Consider the following 14,637-nt stretch of genomic DNA (forward strand, 5'->3'; position numbering starts at 1 on the left):
ACAACTCATTGAGAGGATCGACATGCGTGTATTCGTAACGGGAGCTACGGGCTTTATCGGCGAGGCGGTGGTGCGCGAACTCGTCGCGGCTGGACACACCGTGCTGGGGCTGGCGCGTAGCGACGCTGCTGCCGCTACTCTAGCGCGAACGGGCGTCGACGTGCAGAGAGGCGATCTGACCGACACCGCTAGCCTCGTCGCCGGCGCGCTCGCGTGCGACGGCGTGGCGCATCTGGCCTTCATCCACGATTTCTCTGCTTACGAGGCTGCTGCCGAGACGGATCGGCGCGCGGTGGAGGCGATGACCGGTGCGCTTGAAGGCTCGGGCAAATCGTTCGTGCTGACGTCCGCCACCGCGTTGGCTGCGTCCGGCGGCGTGACGATGGAAGATGACACGCCGCCTGACGGAGGCCTGCCGCGTGGCCGGACCGAGGCGGTCGTGCTGGCGGCCGCCGGGCGCGGTGTGCGCACGAGCATCGTGCGGCTGTCGGTGTCCGTGCACGGCGCGGGCGATCACGGCTTCGTCCCGAGGCTGATCGACTTCGCGCGCCGCACGGGTGTCGCGGCGTTCATCGGCGATGGTGGGAATCGCTGGCCGGCGGTGCATCGGCTGGATGCCGCGAGGCTTTACCGGCTCGCGCTCGAGAAAGCCGCGCCGGGTTCGCGGCTCCACGGCGTCGCTGAGAGCGGCGTGCCGATGCGGGCGATCGCGGAGACGATCGGGGCAGGGCTCGGCGTGCCGGTGCGCAGTCTTTCCGTCGATGAGGCAGCCGGGCATTTCGGATGGATGACACGCTTCGTCGCGATGGACAACCCGACCTCCAGCGACATCACCCGCACAACCTGCGGCTGGCAGCCGCAAGAACCGGATCTGCTGACCGACATGCGGACCAACGGCTACTTCGGATGAATGAGGGCCGTCCGTGTCATGCGGACGGCGTGCGCTCTGCCGTTTGCCACAGTGGCGCGCCGATGCGGCTGTTCTGTCGGACGACACAGAAAGTGAAAACCGTGCTGCGCAAGTGAAAAAACATCGCCACAGGTCGTGAAAAAGTCCGGGCGGTCGACATCCATGGCGAGGGTGCGGCCGTCCGCAATTGTCGCTGATCGACCCACTTCGGCCCGTCGACCCAGCGCGAGCTTAACGGCGGCTTCCAGGGGACAGCGGTCATACGAGACCACGCGCCAGGCGACATGAACTCGCCCATCGCGGACAGTTACCGCGCAACGAGGTTATTCTTCGATACGCCACACTACCCCGGAGTGCCCCATGCAGACAGTCCGTCGTTTTGCGTTCCTTGCGTTGACATGCAGTGTCATCGGTTTGTCCCATTCGTCGAACGCATCGGCCGACTCTGCCAATCCGCAACGAAGCCGCATGCAGGTTGTCTCGTTCGGGGACAGTCTGTCGGACGTTGGCACCTACGCGTACGCCCGACAATTCGGCGGCGGTACCTACACCACCAATCCGGGCGCTATCTCCGTACAGGTTATCGCGGAACATTATGGGTCGGGCCTCACGCCCGCGTTGACGGGCGGCTTCGGGCAACCGAACGTCGTTCATCCGGAAGGATTGGGCTACGCCCAAGGGGGCGCCCGGGTCGCTGGGCCGCCGAACCCCGGCGATGCAACGGGCGACACCGGCGAGTTACAGACTCCACTGACTTCACAGGTGGCCGCCTATCTTCAGTCGCATACACGCTTCACCGGCCAGCAACTCGTACTGATGCAAGGCGGGGCCAACGACGTTCAGGATGCCTATGGCGCATGGGCGGGAATGGTTGCGAGCGGCGGCGATCCGGGCGCCTCTTTGCAGGCAGTGCTACCTTCGCTGAGACAGGCAGCGCAGCAATTTGCAGGATTGGTGCACCATGTGCGACAACACGGCGCCACACATATCGTTGTACAAAACGTACCGGACATCAGCAAGGCGCCAATCGCGAGCCTTCTCGAGCAGCAACTGCCGGGCTCCGCAAAAGTGCTTCGGCGTCTGGCGCGGGTATTCAACACCGCGCTGGATGAGGCTCTTCCTTCATCGCCGGCCGTGTTGCGGATCGACGCGTTCACGTTCATTGATGAAGTATCAGAGAACTATCGCCAACTTGGTTTTCGCTTCGACGGCAGCATCGGCACCAACGTGGCATGCGCGCCGGCAAACCTGCCCCCGGCATTTCAGGCCGATGACACCAGCGCGCTCTTCTGCTCGCGCTCGACGTATGTCTCCCCCCATGCTGACAACATCTACATGTTCGCCGACGCTTATCATCCGACGACTCACCTGCAAAAACTCATAGCGGACTACGTCGTGGTCAAGATCGACACGTGGTTGCACGAATAGGTCATCGCCCTGGCACTTCGTTGCCCCGAACGTCAGCCCGGCAACGAAGTGCCGCTGCATGGCGAAGAACATCACGACCGACGGCAGTAGCGATCCCGTTGCGTTCAATGCGCCGTATTTCACTTCCGCAGTCGTTCCAGCTCATCACAGCCTTTCCACCAGTCGATCGCGCCGCGGATGCTATCCTCTCGGTCGATTCAAACCTGCGCCTATCGGCGCGACATCCCCTCATGACCAAACTCATCAAGCGTGCTTCAGCCGAAGCACGTGCATTCCGTGCCGAGCGGCACGAGACGGCCCAGCCGAAACAGAAAATCGCGCGTACGAAGTCACGCAATCCGCAGCACGGAGACGACGACCTCGACCTCGACCGCGCGCCGAAGATCGACGCGCCGCGCAAACCGCGCTTCGCGCCGGTGACGTTCTCCGAAGAGCAGGGCGTCCGCTATCTGCACTTCGGGACCGAGTGGGTGCAGGGCGCGATGCGCCTGAAGAAGCCCGACCATCTCGAACTCGAATACGCGCAGCAGATGATGGCGTGGCTGCTGTTTCTCGACACGCCGTCGCGGATCGTGCAACTTGGCCTCGGCGCCGCGTCGCTGACGAAGTTTGCGCACCGCTACCTGAAGCGCGCGAAGGTCGAGGCAGTCGAGCTGAATCCGGCTGTCGTCGTCGCGGCGCGCACGATGTTCGCGCTGCCGTCCGACGACGCGCGCCTCACGGTGCACGAAACCGATGCGTGGGACTTCGTCAGCGACCGCGCGAACCACGGGACGATCGGCGCGTTGCAGATCGACGTCTACGATGCGACCGCGCGCGGTCCGGTGCTCGACAGCGTCGCGTTCTATCGCGCGGCGCGCGCATGCCTCGCGGACGCAGGCATCGCGACGATCAACCTGTTCGGCGATCATCCGAGCTTCGTGCGCAACATGAAGCGTCTGAACGAAGCGTTCGACGGTCGTGTCGTCGCGCTGCCTGAAGTGCACGACGGCAACCGCATCGCGCTCGCGTTTTCGGGCCCGGCCCTCGACGTGCCGTTCGACCAGTTGAAGCAGCGCGCGAAGCTGATCGAGAAGACGCTCGGCCTGCCGGCCCGCAAGTGGCTCGACGGTCTGCGCGAATCGACCGGCCAGCGCGGCGCGACGTTCTCCGTCTGACGTTGTAGTGGCCGGAAGGCCAGGCTAGCAGCGGTACCGGGCCCAACACGGGCCTAACATGCCCCTTCGAAACGCCCGACCTGCTTGGGGTCGCCCCTGCTTGACCGGGTGTTCGCGACTCCTATACTCTTTCGAAGCTTTCGGGGCACCCGTGCGTTATCCGCTCCCGGGTCCTGTACCCGTCGAACACGGGTGACAATTCAATAAAAGTAAAGAGGAGACGTCATGGCTCACGACGCCGACGCAAACAAACCCAGCCGCCACTGGCTCTGGCTGTTACTGCTCCCCTGGATCGCGATGATCTGGGTGCCGTCCTACAACAAGGTCGAACCGCAACTGTTCGATTTCCCGTTCTTCTACTGGTACCAGCTGCTGTGGGTGCTGATCAGCGCCGTGATCACCGCGCTCGTGTACTTCAAGACCAAAACGCGCTCAGGTAACGGCTCAGCCCGCGGCTCGCAGGGAGACGCACGATGAACGTCACTGCTACCTTCGTCTTCGTCCTGTTCTTTATCGGCGTCACGATTCTCGGCTTCGTCGCGGCGCACTGGCGGCGCGGCGACCTCGCGCATCTCGAGGAGTGGGGCCTCGGCGGCCGCCGTTTCGGCACGGTCGTCACGTGGTTCCTGCTGGGCGGCGACCTGTACACCGCGTACACGTTCGTCGCGGTGCCAGCGCTGGTGTTCGGCGCGGGCGCGACCGGCTTCTTCGCGCTGCCCTATACGATCCTGATCTATCCGTTCGCGTTCGTGGTGTTCCCGAAGCTGTGGAGCGTCGCGAAGCGGCAGGGTTACGTGACGTCGGCTGACTTCGTCAACGCGCGCTACGGCAGCCGCATGCTCGCACTGGCGGTCGCTGTGACCGGCATCGTCGCGACGATGCCGTACATCGCGCTGCAGCTGGTCGGCATCGAAGTGGTGATCGGTGCGCTCGGCTTCGATACGACGGGCTTCGTTGGCGACCTGCCGCTGATCATCGCGTTCGCGATCCTCGCGGCGTACACGTACACGTCGGGTCTGCGCGCGCCGGCGATGATCGCGGTCGTCAAGGATCTGCTGATCTACCTGACCATCGCGGTCGCGATCATCGTGATTCCCGCGCAGATGGGCGGCTTCGGTCACATCTTCGCCTCGGTGCCGCCGGCCAGGCTGCTGCTGAAAGCACCCGACGCATCGAGCCTGAACGGCTACAGCGCGTACGCGACGCTCGCGGTCGGTTCGGCGCTCGCGCTGTTCCTGTACCCGCACTCGATCACCGCGGTGCTGTCGTCGAAATCGGGTAACACGATCCGCCGCAACATGGCGATGCTGCCGGCCTATTCGCTGGTGCTCGGCCTGCTCGCGCTGCTCGGCTTCATGGCGCTCGCTTCCGGCGTGAAGGACATGCCGGAGTTCGCGCCGTACTTCAAGGCGTTCGGCCCGAACTTCGCGGTGCCGGCGTTGTTCCTGCACTTCTTCCCGTCGTGGTTCGTCGGCGTCGCGTTCGCGGCGATCGGCATCGGTGCGCTGGTGCCCGCGGCAATCATGTCGATCGCGGCCGCCAACCTGTACACGCGCAACATCCACAAGGAGTTCATCAACCGCAACATGACCCACACGCAGGAAACCGATGTCGCGAAGCTGGTGTCGCTGATCGTCAAGGTCGGCGCGGTCGCGTTCATTCTCGGTCTGCCGTTGACCTACGCGATCCAGCTGCAGCTGCTCGGCGGGATCTGGATTATCCAGACGCTGCCCGCAATCGTGCTCGGTCTCTATACCCGCATGCTCGACCATCGCGGTCTGCTGGTCGGCTGGGCGGTCGGTATTGCGACCGGTACGTGGATGGCGGTGTCGCTGAAGCTGGCTGGCTCGATCTACACGATCCATATCGGCGGCCTGTCGATTCCGGGCTACGCGGCAGTGTGGTCGCTGATCGTGAACCTGGTGGTGTCGGTGGCGGTGAGCCTGCTGGTGCGCGTGATCGGCATGAAGCGCGCGGAAGATCGCACGCGTCCTGAGGATTATCTCGACGTGGTCGAAAGCTGATCGATCGGGAGCCGCGGATCGTGTAGCGGATCCGATGCCCGCAACGAAAGTTGCGGGCATTTCTTTTGCGGGGCGCGATAATCGACGTATCGTCCACGCCAGGTTCGCGCTAAGTCCACGCGCTATCCGCCCGACTCATGGCCCTTTCCGATCAAGACCATTCCGATTCCTCTGCAGGCCCCACGCCGCGCTCACCGCGTTCACGCCTCGCGCGGATCTGGCGCATCGCGACGTCACCGTTCTACCGCTACCGGCACGCGAAGCTGATCCACGGCCTGCGGGTCGGCATCGCGATGCTGGTGTCGATTCTCGCGACAACCGGCGTCGACATCCCGCACGGCATCTGGGCGTCGGTGACGGTGCTGGTCGTGATCGGCGGGCTCCAGCATCAGGGGGGCATCCGCAAGAAGGCCGCAGAGCGCGCGGCGGGCACGCTGCTCGGCGCGTCGCTCGGGCTCGGGCTGATCCTGCAGCAGAACCTGATCGGCTCACTGCCGCTCACTTATCTGCTGATGGCGGCGATTGCCGGCGTCTGCGGCTGGTATGCGATCGGCAAGGCGGGCTACGTCGCGCTGCTGACCGCGATCACCACGGTCATCGTCGCGGGCCACGGCGACAATCTGATCGATGTGGGCCTGTGGCGCACGGCGAACGTGCTGATCGGCATTGTGATCGCGCTCGCGTTTTCATTCGCGCTGCCGCTGCACGCGACTTATTCATGGCGCTATCTGCTCGCCGACAATCTGCGCGAATGCGCGCGCATCTATACGCGGATGGTGGCCGGCGAGTCCGCCGCCGGTGTGCTGTCCGCGGATGAGCAGATCAAGATCTTCCTGCGGCTCGGCACGCGGCTCGTGCAACTGCGTGCGCTGATGCCGTCGGTGGCGAAGGAGATCGACGTGCCGCTGTCGACGCTCGATGAAATCCAGCGGCTGCACCGTTCGATGCTGAGCGCGCTCGAGATGATGTCGACCGGCACGCTCGCGCACGTCGATGCGGCGGCGCGCGCGGCGTTCGCGCAGCAGTGCGGTACGGAGTGGCATCAGGTGCGCGGCGTGCTACTAGGCACCGCGCGTGCGCTGCGCTTCGCGGGGACGACGCGGTTCAGGATGCCGGAACGGCCATCGCCCGACGCGTCGTGTACAGATGATTCACAGGCCAACCCGCTGCCGGACCTGCCGCCCGATCTGCAAGGGCCTTACTGGCTCGGCCTGCGGCTCGCGGAGCAGGTGGAGCGGTTGCGCGAACTGCTTGCGCAGACCGAGCCGAACTGGAACATCGAGCGGCACGTGCGGCCGCCCGTCGCGCAATGAACGTCGGGTGGTTCGCCGCCGGTTATTTCTCTTCCGGCGCGGAGATCATCCACGCGACGCCGAGACGGTCCTGCAGCATCCCGAAGCCCTTGCTCCAGAAGGTTTCCTGCCACGGTATCATCACCTGACCGTCCTGCGCGAGCGCGTCGTAATAGCGTTTCGCGGAGGCGGCGTCGTCGGCGGTGAGCGACAGCGCGAAGCTCGAGATCGGTTTCGGCGTCGCGTTGCAGTCACCGTCGGAAGCCATCAGTGTCGTCGAACCGATCTGGAACGACGCGTGCATGACCTTGTCTTCGGTGCCGGGACGGATCGGTTGGTCGGGGTTCGGCGGCGCATCGCGAAAGTGCATCTTCTGCAGCACCTGCGCGCCGAGCCTCTCGCCGTAGAACGTGAGCGCCTCTTCGCAGCGGCCGTCGAAAAACAGATAGGGCTGAACGTACATGATCGTCTCCTGGATCGTTGGCGTGGCGGTATGCGTGCGTTGATGCACCGGGCATCCGCGCTCACGATTGTAGTCATCACGGCGGCATGCAGGGCCATGAAACTTTGGTGAAACGGTGGGGGTTCGAACGCGGCGGAGGCGGGGAGACTACGAAAACGACTGCGCCCGGCTTTGGGGGCCGGGCGCGGGGTGAGGATCGTGAGCGGCGCGTTTGGGGCGCGCTGCGTATCGTGTATCGCGTATCGCGAAGTGTTTTAGCGAAGTGCTTCGATCATCTTTTCGAGCTTGACCGCGTCGGCGGCGAACGCGCGGATGCCTTCCGCGAGCTTTTCGGTCGCCATCGGGTCGTCGTTCACGAGGAAGCGGAACGACGATTCGTCGACCGGCACGCGTTCGAGGTTCGGGGTCTTCGCATCCGGCAACAGCTTGCGCTCGACGGTGTCCGTGCTGTCCTGCAGCTTTTGCAGCAGGTCGGGACTGATTGTGAGCAGGTCGCAGCCGGCCAGCTCGGTGATCTGCGACACCGTGCGGAAGCTCGCGCCCATCACTTCGGTCTTGTGGCCGAACGTCTTGTAGTAGCCGTAGATGCGGCGCACCGACTCCACGCCCGGATCGTTCGCGCCACCGTTCTTCGCTTCGTCCCATGCGCTGCCGGCGGACTTCTTGTACCAGTCATAGATGCGGCCGACGAACGGCGAAATGAGCTGCGCACCCGCTTCCGCACACGCGGCGGCCTGCGCGAGCGAGAACAGCAGCGTCATGTTGCAGTGGATGCCTTCTTTCTGCAGCACCTCGGCCGCGCGGATACCTTCCCACGTGGACGCGAGCTTGATCAGCACGCGCTCGCGGCCGATGCCCGCATCCTGATAGAGCTTGATGATCTCGTGTGCCTTGTCGATCGACGCCTTCGTATCGAACGACAGCCGCGCGTCCACTTCGGTCGACACGCGGCCGGGGATGATCTTCAGGATTTCGGTGCCGAACGCGATCAGCAGACGGTCGATGATGGCGCCCACCGGCTTCGACGCGTGATCGCGCACGGTTTTTTCCAGCAGCGGCTTGTAGTCGTCCTTCTGTACGGCCTTGAGAATCAGCGACGGATTGGTCGTCGCGTCGCGCGGCTTGTACTGGGCGAGCTGCTGGAAGTCGCCGGTGTCGGCGACGACGACGGTGTACTGCTTGAGCTGGTCGAGTGCGGTAGTCATATCGAGCCTTCCAGACGCCTGCGCGCCGTGGTCAATAAAAGATGAGGTTGTCGAACCGATGACCGGCGTGTCTGCCGGTCATCCCGAAACGTTCCCGCCATGTCGCGTCGATGTTACCGCGAAGCACGGCGCTCGACCTCTATTCTATGGCGGATCGGGCGATGCGTTTTTGACATGTGCGCTTGGGCGCGCGTTCAGTGCCCAGCACCCATCAAAGCCTACGCCCGTCGCGCGTTCAGCACCACCTGCGTGGCGACGCCCGCGACGAGCCCCCAGAACGCGGAGCCGATCGACAGCAACGTCAGGCCCGACGCGGTCACCATGAACGTGACGAGCGCCGCGTCGCGCTGCCGCGGATCCTGCATCGCATTCGTCAGCCCGCCCGAAATCGAGCCGAACAGCGCGAGCGCGGCCACCGACACGACCAGCGCCTGCGGCAGTGCGGCGAACAGCGCCGCGATCGTCGCGCCGAACACGCCCGCGATCAGGTAGAAGATGCCGCACCAGACCGCGGCTGTGTAACGTTTCGACCGGTCTTCGTGTGCGTCGGGGCCCGTGCAGATCGCCGCGGTAATGGCGGCGAGATTCATGCCGTGCGAACCGAACGGCGCGAGCACCAGCGATGTGAGGCCGGTCGTCGCGATCAGCGGCGCGGACGGCGTCGTGTAGCCGTCCGCACGCAGCACGGCGATGCCTGGCACGTTTTGCGACGCGGTCGCGACGACGAAGAGCGGGATGCCGATGCTGATGATCGCCGGCAGCGAGAACGACGGCCATGTCAGCACCGGCTGTGCGAGCGCGACGTGAACGCGGCTGAAGTCGAGTAGTCCGAGACCGCCCGCGACGACGGTGCCGGCGACGAGCGTCGTGACGATCGCGTAGCGGGGCGCCGCGCGTCGCATGATCAGATAGATGAAGAACATCGCGAGCACGAGCGCGGTGCTCGACTGCGCAGCGCGAAAGATTCCGATGCCGATCTCGAACAGGATGCCCGCGAGCAGCGCCGACGCGATGCCCGCCGGGATTTTCTTCATCAGCGTGTCGAACCAGCCGGTCAGGCCGGTGAGGGTAAGCAGCAGCGCGCACACGACGAACGCGCCGATAGCCTGCGCATACGGCACGTGGGGCAGCGACGACACTAGCAGCGCCGCGCCGGGCGTCGACCACGCGACGACGATCGGCGCGCGAAAGCGCAGCGACAGGCCGATCGTCGACAGCGCCATGCCGATCGACAGGGCCCAGATCCACGACGAGATCTGCGCATCGGACAGATGCGCGGCGGCTCCGGCCTGGAAAATCAGCACGAGCGAACTCGTGTAGCCGGTCATCATCGCGACGAAGCCGGCGACGAGCGCCGCGAGCGACGTGTCGCTCCAGGGTTTCGGCCAGCCGGAGGCGACGGCGGCGGAAGACAGATCGGGCGCGGAGGGGGGATTCATGCGGAGATGTCTCTTGGCGTGTTCAGGTTTCGTTCGATGCCGTGTCTGTGCACGGCAATGTTTGCCGCGGCATGTTACTGCGCAGCTTAACAATGCGGTAGACGCGGTAGGGGCGCAGCGGTTATTTGCTCAGCACGCGCATCGAGGCTTCGAGCCCGGCGAGCGTGAGCGGGTACATCCGGTAGCCGAGTACTTCGCGGATCACCGCGACCGACTGCCGGTATTCCCATAGTCCTTCGGGCTCCGGATTCAGCCACGCGTGATGCGGGAACTGGTCCGCGAGCCGGCGCAGCCACACGGAGCCGGCCTCCGTGTTGTTGTATTCGACCGAGCCGCCTGGCTGCAGCACCTCGTACGGGCTCATCGTCGCGTCGCCGACGAAGATCAGCTTGTAGTCGGGTGTGAAGCGATGCAGGACGTCCCACGTCGGCGTGCGTTCCGCGTGGCGCCGGCGATTGTTCTTCCACAGGAAGTCGTACACGCAGTTGTGGAAGTAATAGAACTCGAGGTGCTTGAACTCGGCCTTCGCGGCGGAGAACAGTTCTTCGGTGCGCCTGATGTGATCGTCCATCGAACCGCCGACGTCGAGCAGCATCAGCACCTTCACCTTGTTGTGCCGCTCGGGGACCATCTTCAGGTCGAGCCAGCCCGCGTTCGCCGCCGTGCTGTGGATCGTGTCGGGCAAGTCGAGCTCTTCGGCCGCGCCTTCGCGCGCGAAGCGGCGCAGGCGCCGCAGCGCGACCTTGATGTTGCGCGTGCCGATCTCGACCTGATCGTCGTAGTCGCGATACGCGCGCGCTTCCCACACCTTGACTGCGCTGCGGTTGCCCGCCGCATCGCCGCCGATGCGGATGCCTTCCGGGTTGTAGCCGCCATTGCCGAACGGCGACGTGCCGCCGGTGCCGATCCACTTGTTGCCGCCTTCGTGGCGTTCCTTCTGTTCGTCGAAGAGCTCCTTGAGACGGTCCATCAGCTTGTCGATGCCGCCCATTGCTTCGATCTGCGCTTTTTCTTCCGGGCTCAGGTCGCGTTGTAGTTTCTTTTTCAGCCAGTCGAGCGGCACGTCGAACGCGAGATCGGTCTTCAGCTCGATGCCGTTGAAGAACGCGCCGAACGCCTGGTCGAACTTGTCGAAGTACTGCTCGTCCTTCACGAGCGTCATCCGCGCGAGGTAGTAGAACTCATCGAGCGACGGCGCGATCACGCTCGCCTTCAGCGCTTCGAGCAGGGTCAGGTATTCCTTGACCGACACGGGCAGCTTTGCGGCACGCAGCGTGTAGAAGAAGTCGATCAGCATGCGAAATTCTCGACGGATTCCGGGGTTCAGGTTCGCGCGGCGTCGCGCTCAGCGGTTATTGCGGTTCATGAAGATCAGCCGCTCGAACAGGCTCACGTCCTGTTCATTTTTCAGCAGCGCGCCGTGCAACGGCGGAATGATCTGCTTGTGATCGGACGAGCGCAGCGCTTCGGGCGGGATGTCTTCCGCGAGCAGCAGCTTCAGCCAGTCGAGCAGTTCGGATGTCGACGGCTTCTTTTTCAGGCCCGATACGTTGCGCAGCTCGAAGAAGCTTTCGAGCGCGGCGCTCAACAGTTCCCGCTTGATACCCGGATAGTGGACCTCGACGATCTGCTGCATCGTCACCGGATCGGGAAACCTGATGTAGTGAAAGAAGCAGCGGCGCAGGAATGCGTCGGGCAGTTCCTTCTCGTTGTTCGACGTGATGATCACGAGCGGGCGCTGCTTCGCGCGGATCAGCTCGCGCGTCTCGTACACGTAGAACTCCATCCGGTCGAGTTCGCGCAGCAGGTCGTTCGGAAACTCAATGTCGGCCTTGTCGATCTCGTCGATCAGCAGCACCGTCTGTTCGTCCGATTCGAACGCCTGCCACAGCACGCCCTTGACGATGTAGTTGCCGATGTCCTTCACGCGCTCGTCGCCCAACTGCGAATCCCGCAGCCGCGATACGGCGTCGTACTCGTACAGACCCTGCTGCGCTTTCGTAGTGGACTTGATGTGCCATTGCATCAGCGGCATGCCGAGCGCGCCAGCGACCTCTTCGGCCAGCATCGTCTTGCCGGTGCCCGGTTCGCCCTTGATGAGGAGCGGCCGACGCAGCGTCATCGCGGCGTTGACCGCGAGCTTGAGATCGTCGGTGGCGACGTATTGCGATGAACCTTCGAAACGCATGGCGACAGGCTCGGTGGGGAAAAATCCCAGTATAAGTCAGAAGCCCTTTCGTGCTTCGAAGGGCTCGCGTAGGGTGTCGGGCGGTGCTGTCGGCTATGCTGTCGTCACATCAGGGCACGGTATCGCGCAAGCTGCGGGCGTCGCCGCGACAGTCGCTGCAACACGGGCGCGGCTTCGGGAATACGCGTAAGCAGCGGCCACGCCCGCGCGGTGGACGCCCGCCGTAGCGTCGCGGTACAATTAGCCCGATTTTTTTGGCCTGCGTGGCAACCCAACAAGAATAACGGCGCGGGCCGTTGCCTTTTTGGGCGCCCGTTTCCCCTCATGCCAGGTTATATGCTATGAATAAATTCGTCGGCAAACATGTCGTGATCGCAGCGCTGTCGGCGCTCGCGGGCTTCGCGGCCAGTGCACAGGCAGCGGATGTCGTGGGCAACGCGAAAGCGGGCCAGGGCAAGGTCGCGATGTGTATCGGCTGCCACGGCATTCCGGATTACCGCACCGCGTATCCGGAGGTCTACCGGGTGCCGATGCTCGGCGGGCAGAACCAGCAGTACATCATCAACGCGCTGCACGAGTATCAGAAGGGCGACCGCCATTTCCTGACCATGCACGCCGTCGCGACTTCGCTGTCGGACCAGGACATCGCCGATATCGCGGCGTACTACGCGGCGCAAACATCCTCTTCGAAGAACAATCCCGACAAGTGACCGGCTGCCGTATGTCGTCGTATCTGCCGTCCAGTCAACCGGTACTCACTCTCGCGGGACAGGAGAATTCATGAAGAAGCCCCAACAGGCACTCCACACGATGTTCAAGGCTGCATGCGCCGCCGCACTGCTCGGCGTCGCTGCGGCCCCCGCGGCTCACGCAGCCGATGCCGCGCACGGCAAGATCCTCTCCGACGCCCACAACTGCGCGGCTTGCCACGGCCCCAACCTGAACAAGCCGGTGAGCCCGGAATATCCGAAGCTCGCGGGCCAGCACGGCGACTACATCTACTGGGCACTGCGCCAGTACCAGATGGGCAACGGCAACCCGCATCTCGGTCGCAGCAATCCGATCATGCAGGCACAGGTGCAGAGCCTGTCGCAGAGCGACATGAAGGACCTCGCGGCCTACATCGAATCGCTGAACGGCGACCTCGTGCAGAAGAAGTAACGGGGCGTAAGGCGCTTCGGCCTGTTGTCGAACACCCCGCCCAGGCGGGGTGTTTGCTTTTGTGGGTCGCGAAATGCGACTTCAATCGATGGTTGGCGATGGCGCGGCGTTTTGTCGCACTGCGCGCCACGCAGGCCATTCCCGGCCAGCAGCGCGGCCTTTTCGCAGCGTCAGTCGCGCGACGCGCGACGTTCGATGCGCGCGAGGTACGCTTCCGTGTCCGGCGGTGTGCCGGTGCGCTGCGCTTCCCAGATCGTTTCGCCGAGGCACTCCATGATCGCGTGCTGCGCGTCGTGGGTCGAGCCGAGCCGCGCGGCGAGGCGATCGTGCGCGGCGCGGATGCCAGGCGGCTGATCGATCGACAACTGCTCGCTGATCGCGAGATGCATCGACAGATGCAGGAACGGATTGGTTTTGCCGTGCTCGGGCGAGTAGTCCTGCGTCGGTGCAGCGTCGGCATCGGCGAGATCGGCGTGATACTCGGGATGCTCGACGATCCAGTCGGCGGCGATCGCTTCGAGCGGCGTCAGGATTTCGCCTGCGCGCTGCTTGCGCCAGGTGTCGGTGAAGAAGTGTCGGACTTCGTCGCGGCTGGGATTGAACATCGTGAATGCGTGGGGAGTGGGGCGGTGATTCGGCTTCCGGGCTTCTTTCGAGGTGCGCCCTAACCGTGAGGCTTTATTTTACGCCGCGACGGATGGGATCACAGGCGTGGCCGCAGGCCTCACAGATCCGGCGGCGGCGTCTTCGGCTTGAACTCGCACAGCGGCTCGATCACGCAGTGCCAGCATTCGGGTCGGCGCGCCTTGCACACATAGCGGCCGTGCAGGATCAGCCAGTGATGCGCGTCCTGGCGGAACTCGGCCGGCGTGAATTTTTCGAGCGCCGTTTCAACCGCGCGCACGTCCTTGCCCGGCGCGAGACCGGTGCGGTTCGCGACGCGGAAGATGTGCGTGTCGACCGCGATGGTCGGGTGGCCGAACGCGGTGTTCAGCACGACGTTCGCGGTCTTCCGTCCAACCCCCGGCAGGCTTTCGAGCGCGTCGCGGTCCGCCGGCACCTCGCCGCCGTGCTGCTCGATCAGGATGCGGCACGTCGCGACGACGTTCTTCGCCTTGGTCCGGTACAGCCCGATCGTCTTGATGTAGCCGGTGACGCCTTCTTCGCCGAGTTCGAGAATCTTCTGCGGCGTGTTCGCGACCGGGAACATCTTGCGCATCGCCTTGTTCACCGAGACATCGGTGGCCTGCGCGGACAGCATCACGGCGATCAGCAGTTCGAACGGTGTCGTGTACTCGAGCTCGGTGGTCGGATGCGGGTTGAGGTCCTGCAGCGTTTCGTAGATCGCGCGTCGTTTGTTCGCGTTCATG

15 protein-coding genes are annotated in these 14,637 nt (G+C 64.2%); 8 read left to right on the forward strand and 7 right to left on the reverse strand.

The features are described 5' to 3' along the window. The first annotated feature begins 22 nt into the window (after nt 1–22). The 6 genes from ACREXZ_RS08235 (at nt 23) to ACREXZ_RS08260 (ending at nt 6,832) form a co-directional block, all read left to right on the forward strand. Nucleotides 23–910 carry an SDR family oxidoreductase gene (locus tag ACREXZ_RS08235; RefSeq protein WP_431763558.1) on the forward strand — a complete coding sequence of 296 codons (888 nt, stop codon included), beginning with the start codon at nt 23–25 and terminating at the stop codon, nt 908–910. A gap of 360 nt (nt 911–1,270) precedes the next feature. Further along, complete coding sequence (locus ACREXZ_RS08240; protein WP_431763559.1) at nt 1,271–2,338, forward strand: SGNH/GDSL hydrolase family protein; 1,068 nt, start codon at nt 1,271–1,273, stop codon at nt 2,336–2,338. Between the two features lie 230 nt (nt 2,339–2,568). Next, nucleotides 2,569–3,495: a spermidine synthase gene (locus ACREXZ_RS08245; protein ID WP_431763560.1), complete on the forward strand. Its 927-nt coding sequence runs from the start codon at nt 2,569–2,571 to the stop codon at nt 3,493–3,495. Nucleotides 3,496–3,720: 225 nt separating this feature from the next. Next, the gene (locus ACREXZ_RS08250) at nt 3,721–3,972 is read left to right on the forward strand and encodes a DUF3311 domain-containing protein (protein ID WP_431763561.1); all 252 of its coding nucleotides are present in this window, start codon (nt 3,721–3,723) and stop codon (nt 3,970–3,972) included. Then, the gene (gene mctP, locus ACREXZ_RS08255; RefSeq protein WP_431763562.1) at nt 3,969–5,519 is read left to right on the forward strand and encodes a monocarboxylate uptake permease MctP; all 1,551 of its coding nucleotides are present in this window, start codon (nt 3,969–3,971) and stop codon (nt 5,517–5,519) included. Before ACREXZ_RS08250 ends, mctP begins: the two co-directional genes overlap by 4 nt. A 137-nt stretch (nt 5,520–5,656) precedes the next feature. Continuing rightward, nucleotides 5,657–6,832, forward strand: a complete 1,176-nt coding sequence (locus ACREXZ_RS08260) for an FUSC family protein (RefSeq protein ID WP_431763563.1) — start codon at nt 5,657–5,659, stop codon at nt 6,830–6,832. Nucleotides 6,833–6,854: 22 nt separating this feature from the next. Here ACREXZ_RS08260 and ACREXZ_RS08265 read toward each other — a convergent pair whose 3' ends face one another. The 5 genes from ACREXZ_RS08265 to ACREXZ_RS08285 form a co-directional block, all read right to left on the reverse strand. Continuing rightward, a complete protein-coding gene (locus ACREXZ_RS08265) occupies nt 6,855–7,274 on the reverse strand; it encodes a VOC family protein (RefSeq protein WP_431763564.1) in 420 nt (139 codons plus the stop codon). Between the two features lie 254 nt (nt 7,275–7,528). Further along, nucleotides 7,529–8,479, reverse strand: a complete 951-nt coding sequence (gene tal, locus ACREXZ_RS08270; protein ID WP_431763565.1) for a transaldolase — start codon at nt 8,477–8,479, stop codon at nt 7,529–7,531. A 218-nt stretch (nt 8,480–8,697) separates the two neighbouring features. After that, complete coding sequence (locus tag ACREXZ_RS08275; RefSeq protein WP_431763566.1) at nt 8,698–9,918, reverse strand: benzoate/H(+) symporter BenE family transporter; 1,221 nt, start codon at nt 9,916–9,918, stop codon at nt 8,698–8,700. Between the two features lie 121 nt (nt 9,919–10,039). Then, the gene (locus ACREXZ_RS08280) at nt 10,040–11,215 is read right to left on the reverse strand and encodes a vWA domain-containing protein (RefSeq protein WP_431763567.1); all 1,176 of its coding nucleotides are present in this window, start codon (nt 11,213–11,215) and stop codon (nt 10,040–10,042) included. A gap of 48 nt (nt 11,216–11,263) precedes the next feature. Continuing rightward, nucleotides 11,264–12,106, reverse strand: coding sequence for an AAA family ATPase (locus tag ACREXZ_RS08285; protein ID WP_431763568.1), 843 nt, complete (start codon nt 12,104–12,106; stop codon nt 11,264–11,266). Nucleotides 12,107–12,447: 341 nt separating this feature from the next. Here ACREXZ_RS08285 and ACREXZ_RS08290 point away from each other — a divergent pair, with 341 nt between their 5' ends. Further along, a complete protein-coding gene (locus ACREXZ_RS08290) occupies nt 12,448–12,816 on the forward strand; it encodes a c-type cytochrome (protein ID WP_431763569.1) in 369 nt (122 codons plus the stop codon). Between the two features lie 70 nt (nt 12,817–12,886). Beyond that, complete coding sequence (locus ACREXZ_RS08295) at nt 12,887–13,267, forward strand: c-type cytochrome (protein WP_431763570.1); 381 nt, start codon at nt 12,887–12,889, stop codon at nt 13,265–13,267. 170 nt (nt 13,268–13,437) lie between these two features. Here the strand turns inward: ACREXZ_RS08295 and ACREXZ_RS08300 are convergent, their stop codons facing one another. Further along, nucleotides 13,438–13,872 (reverse strand): DUF1841 family protein, encoded by a 435-nt coding sequence (locus ACREXZ_RS08300; RefSeq protein WP_431763571.1) that lies wholly within the window; start codon nt 13,870–13,872, stop codon nt 13,438–13,440. 119 nt (nt 13,873–13,991) lie between these two features. Next, a complete protein-coding gene (gene nth, locus ACREXZ_RS08305) occupies nt 13,992–14,636 on the reverse strand; it encodes an endonuclease III (protein WP_431763572.1) in 645 nt (214 codons plus the stop codon). Between the last annotated feature and the right edge of the window lies 1 nt (nt 14,637).

The sequence above is a fragment of the Paraburkholderia sp. genome (genome assembly GCF_050742655.1).
Classification (GTDB): domain Bacteria; phylum Pseudomonadota; class Gammaproteobacteria; order Burkholderiales; family Burkholderiaceae; genus Paraburkholderia.

Coding starts and splice junctions, on each gene's coding strand:
- ACREXZ_RS08295 (WP_431763570.1), top strand. CDS start 12,887: ATGAAGAAGCCCCAACAGGCACTCCACACGATGTTCAAGGCTGCATGC.
- ACREXZ_RS08265 (WP_431763564.1), bottom strand. CDS start 7,274: ATGTACGTTCAGCCCTATCTGTTTTTCGACGGCCGCTGCGAAGAGGCG.
- ACREXZ_RS08235 (WP_431763558.1), top strand. CDS start 23: ATGCGTGTATTCGTAACGGGAGCTACGGGCTTTATCGGCGAGGCGGTG.
- ACREXZ_RS08250 (WP_431763561.1), top strand. CDS start 3,721: ATGGCTCACGACGCCGACGCAAACAAACCCAGCCGCCACTGGCTCTGG.
- ACREXZ_RS08280 (WP_431763567.1), bottom strand. CDS start 11,215: ATGCTGATCGACTTCTTCTACACGCTGCGTGCCGCAAAGCTGCCCGTG.
- mctP (WP_431763562.1), top strand. CDS start 3,969: ATGAACGTCACTGCTACCTTCGTCTTCGTCCTGTTCTTTATCGGCGTC.
- ACREXZ_RS08245 (WP_431763560.1), top strand. CDS start 2,569: ATGACCAAACTCATCAAGCGTGCTTCAGCCGAAGCACGTGCATTCCGT.
- ACREXZ_RS08240 (WP_431763559.1), top strand. CDS start 1,271: ATGCAGACAGTCCGTCGTTTTGCGTTCCTTGCGTTGACATGCAGTGTC.
- ACREXZ_RS08285 (WP_431763568.1), bottom strand. CDS start 12,106: ATGCGTTTCGAAGGTTCATCGCAATACGTCGCCACCGACGATCTCAAG.
- ACREXZ_RS08275 (WP_431763566.1), bottom strand. CDS start 9,918: ATGAATCCCCCCTCCGCGCCCGATCTGTCTTCCGCCGCCGTCGCCTCC.
- ACREXZ_RS08300 (WP_431763571.1), bottom strand. CDS start 13,872: ATGTTCAATCCCAGCCGCGACGAAGTCCGACACTTCTTCACCGACACC.
- ACREXZ_RS08260 (WP_431763563.1), top strand. CDS start 5,657: ATGGCCCTTTCCGATCAAGACCATTCCGATTCCTCTGCAGGCCCCACG.
- ACREXZ_RS08290 (WP_431763569.1), top strand. CDS start 12,448: ATGAATAAATTCGTCGGCAAACATGTCGTGATCGCAGCGCTGTCGGCG.
- nth (WP_431763572.1), bottom strand. CDS start 14,636: ATGAACGCGAACAAACGACGCGCGATCTACGAAACGCTGCAGGACCTC.
- tal (WP_431763565.1), bottom strand. CDS start 8,479: ATGACTACCGCACTCGACCAGCTCAAGCAGTACACCGTCGTCGTCGCC.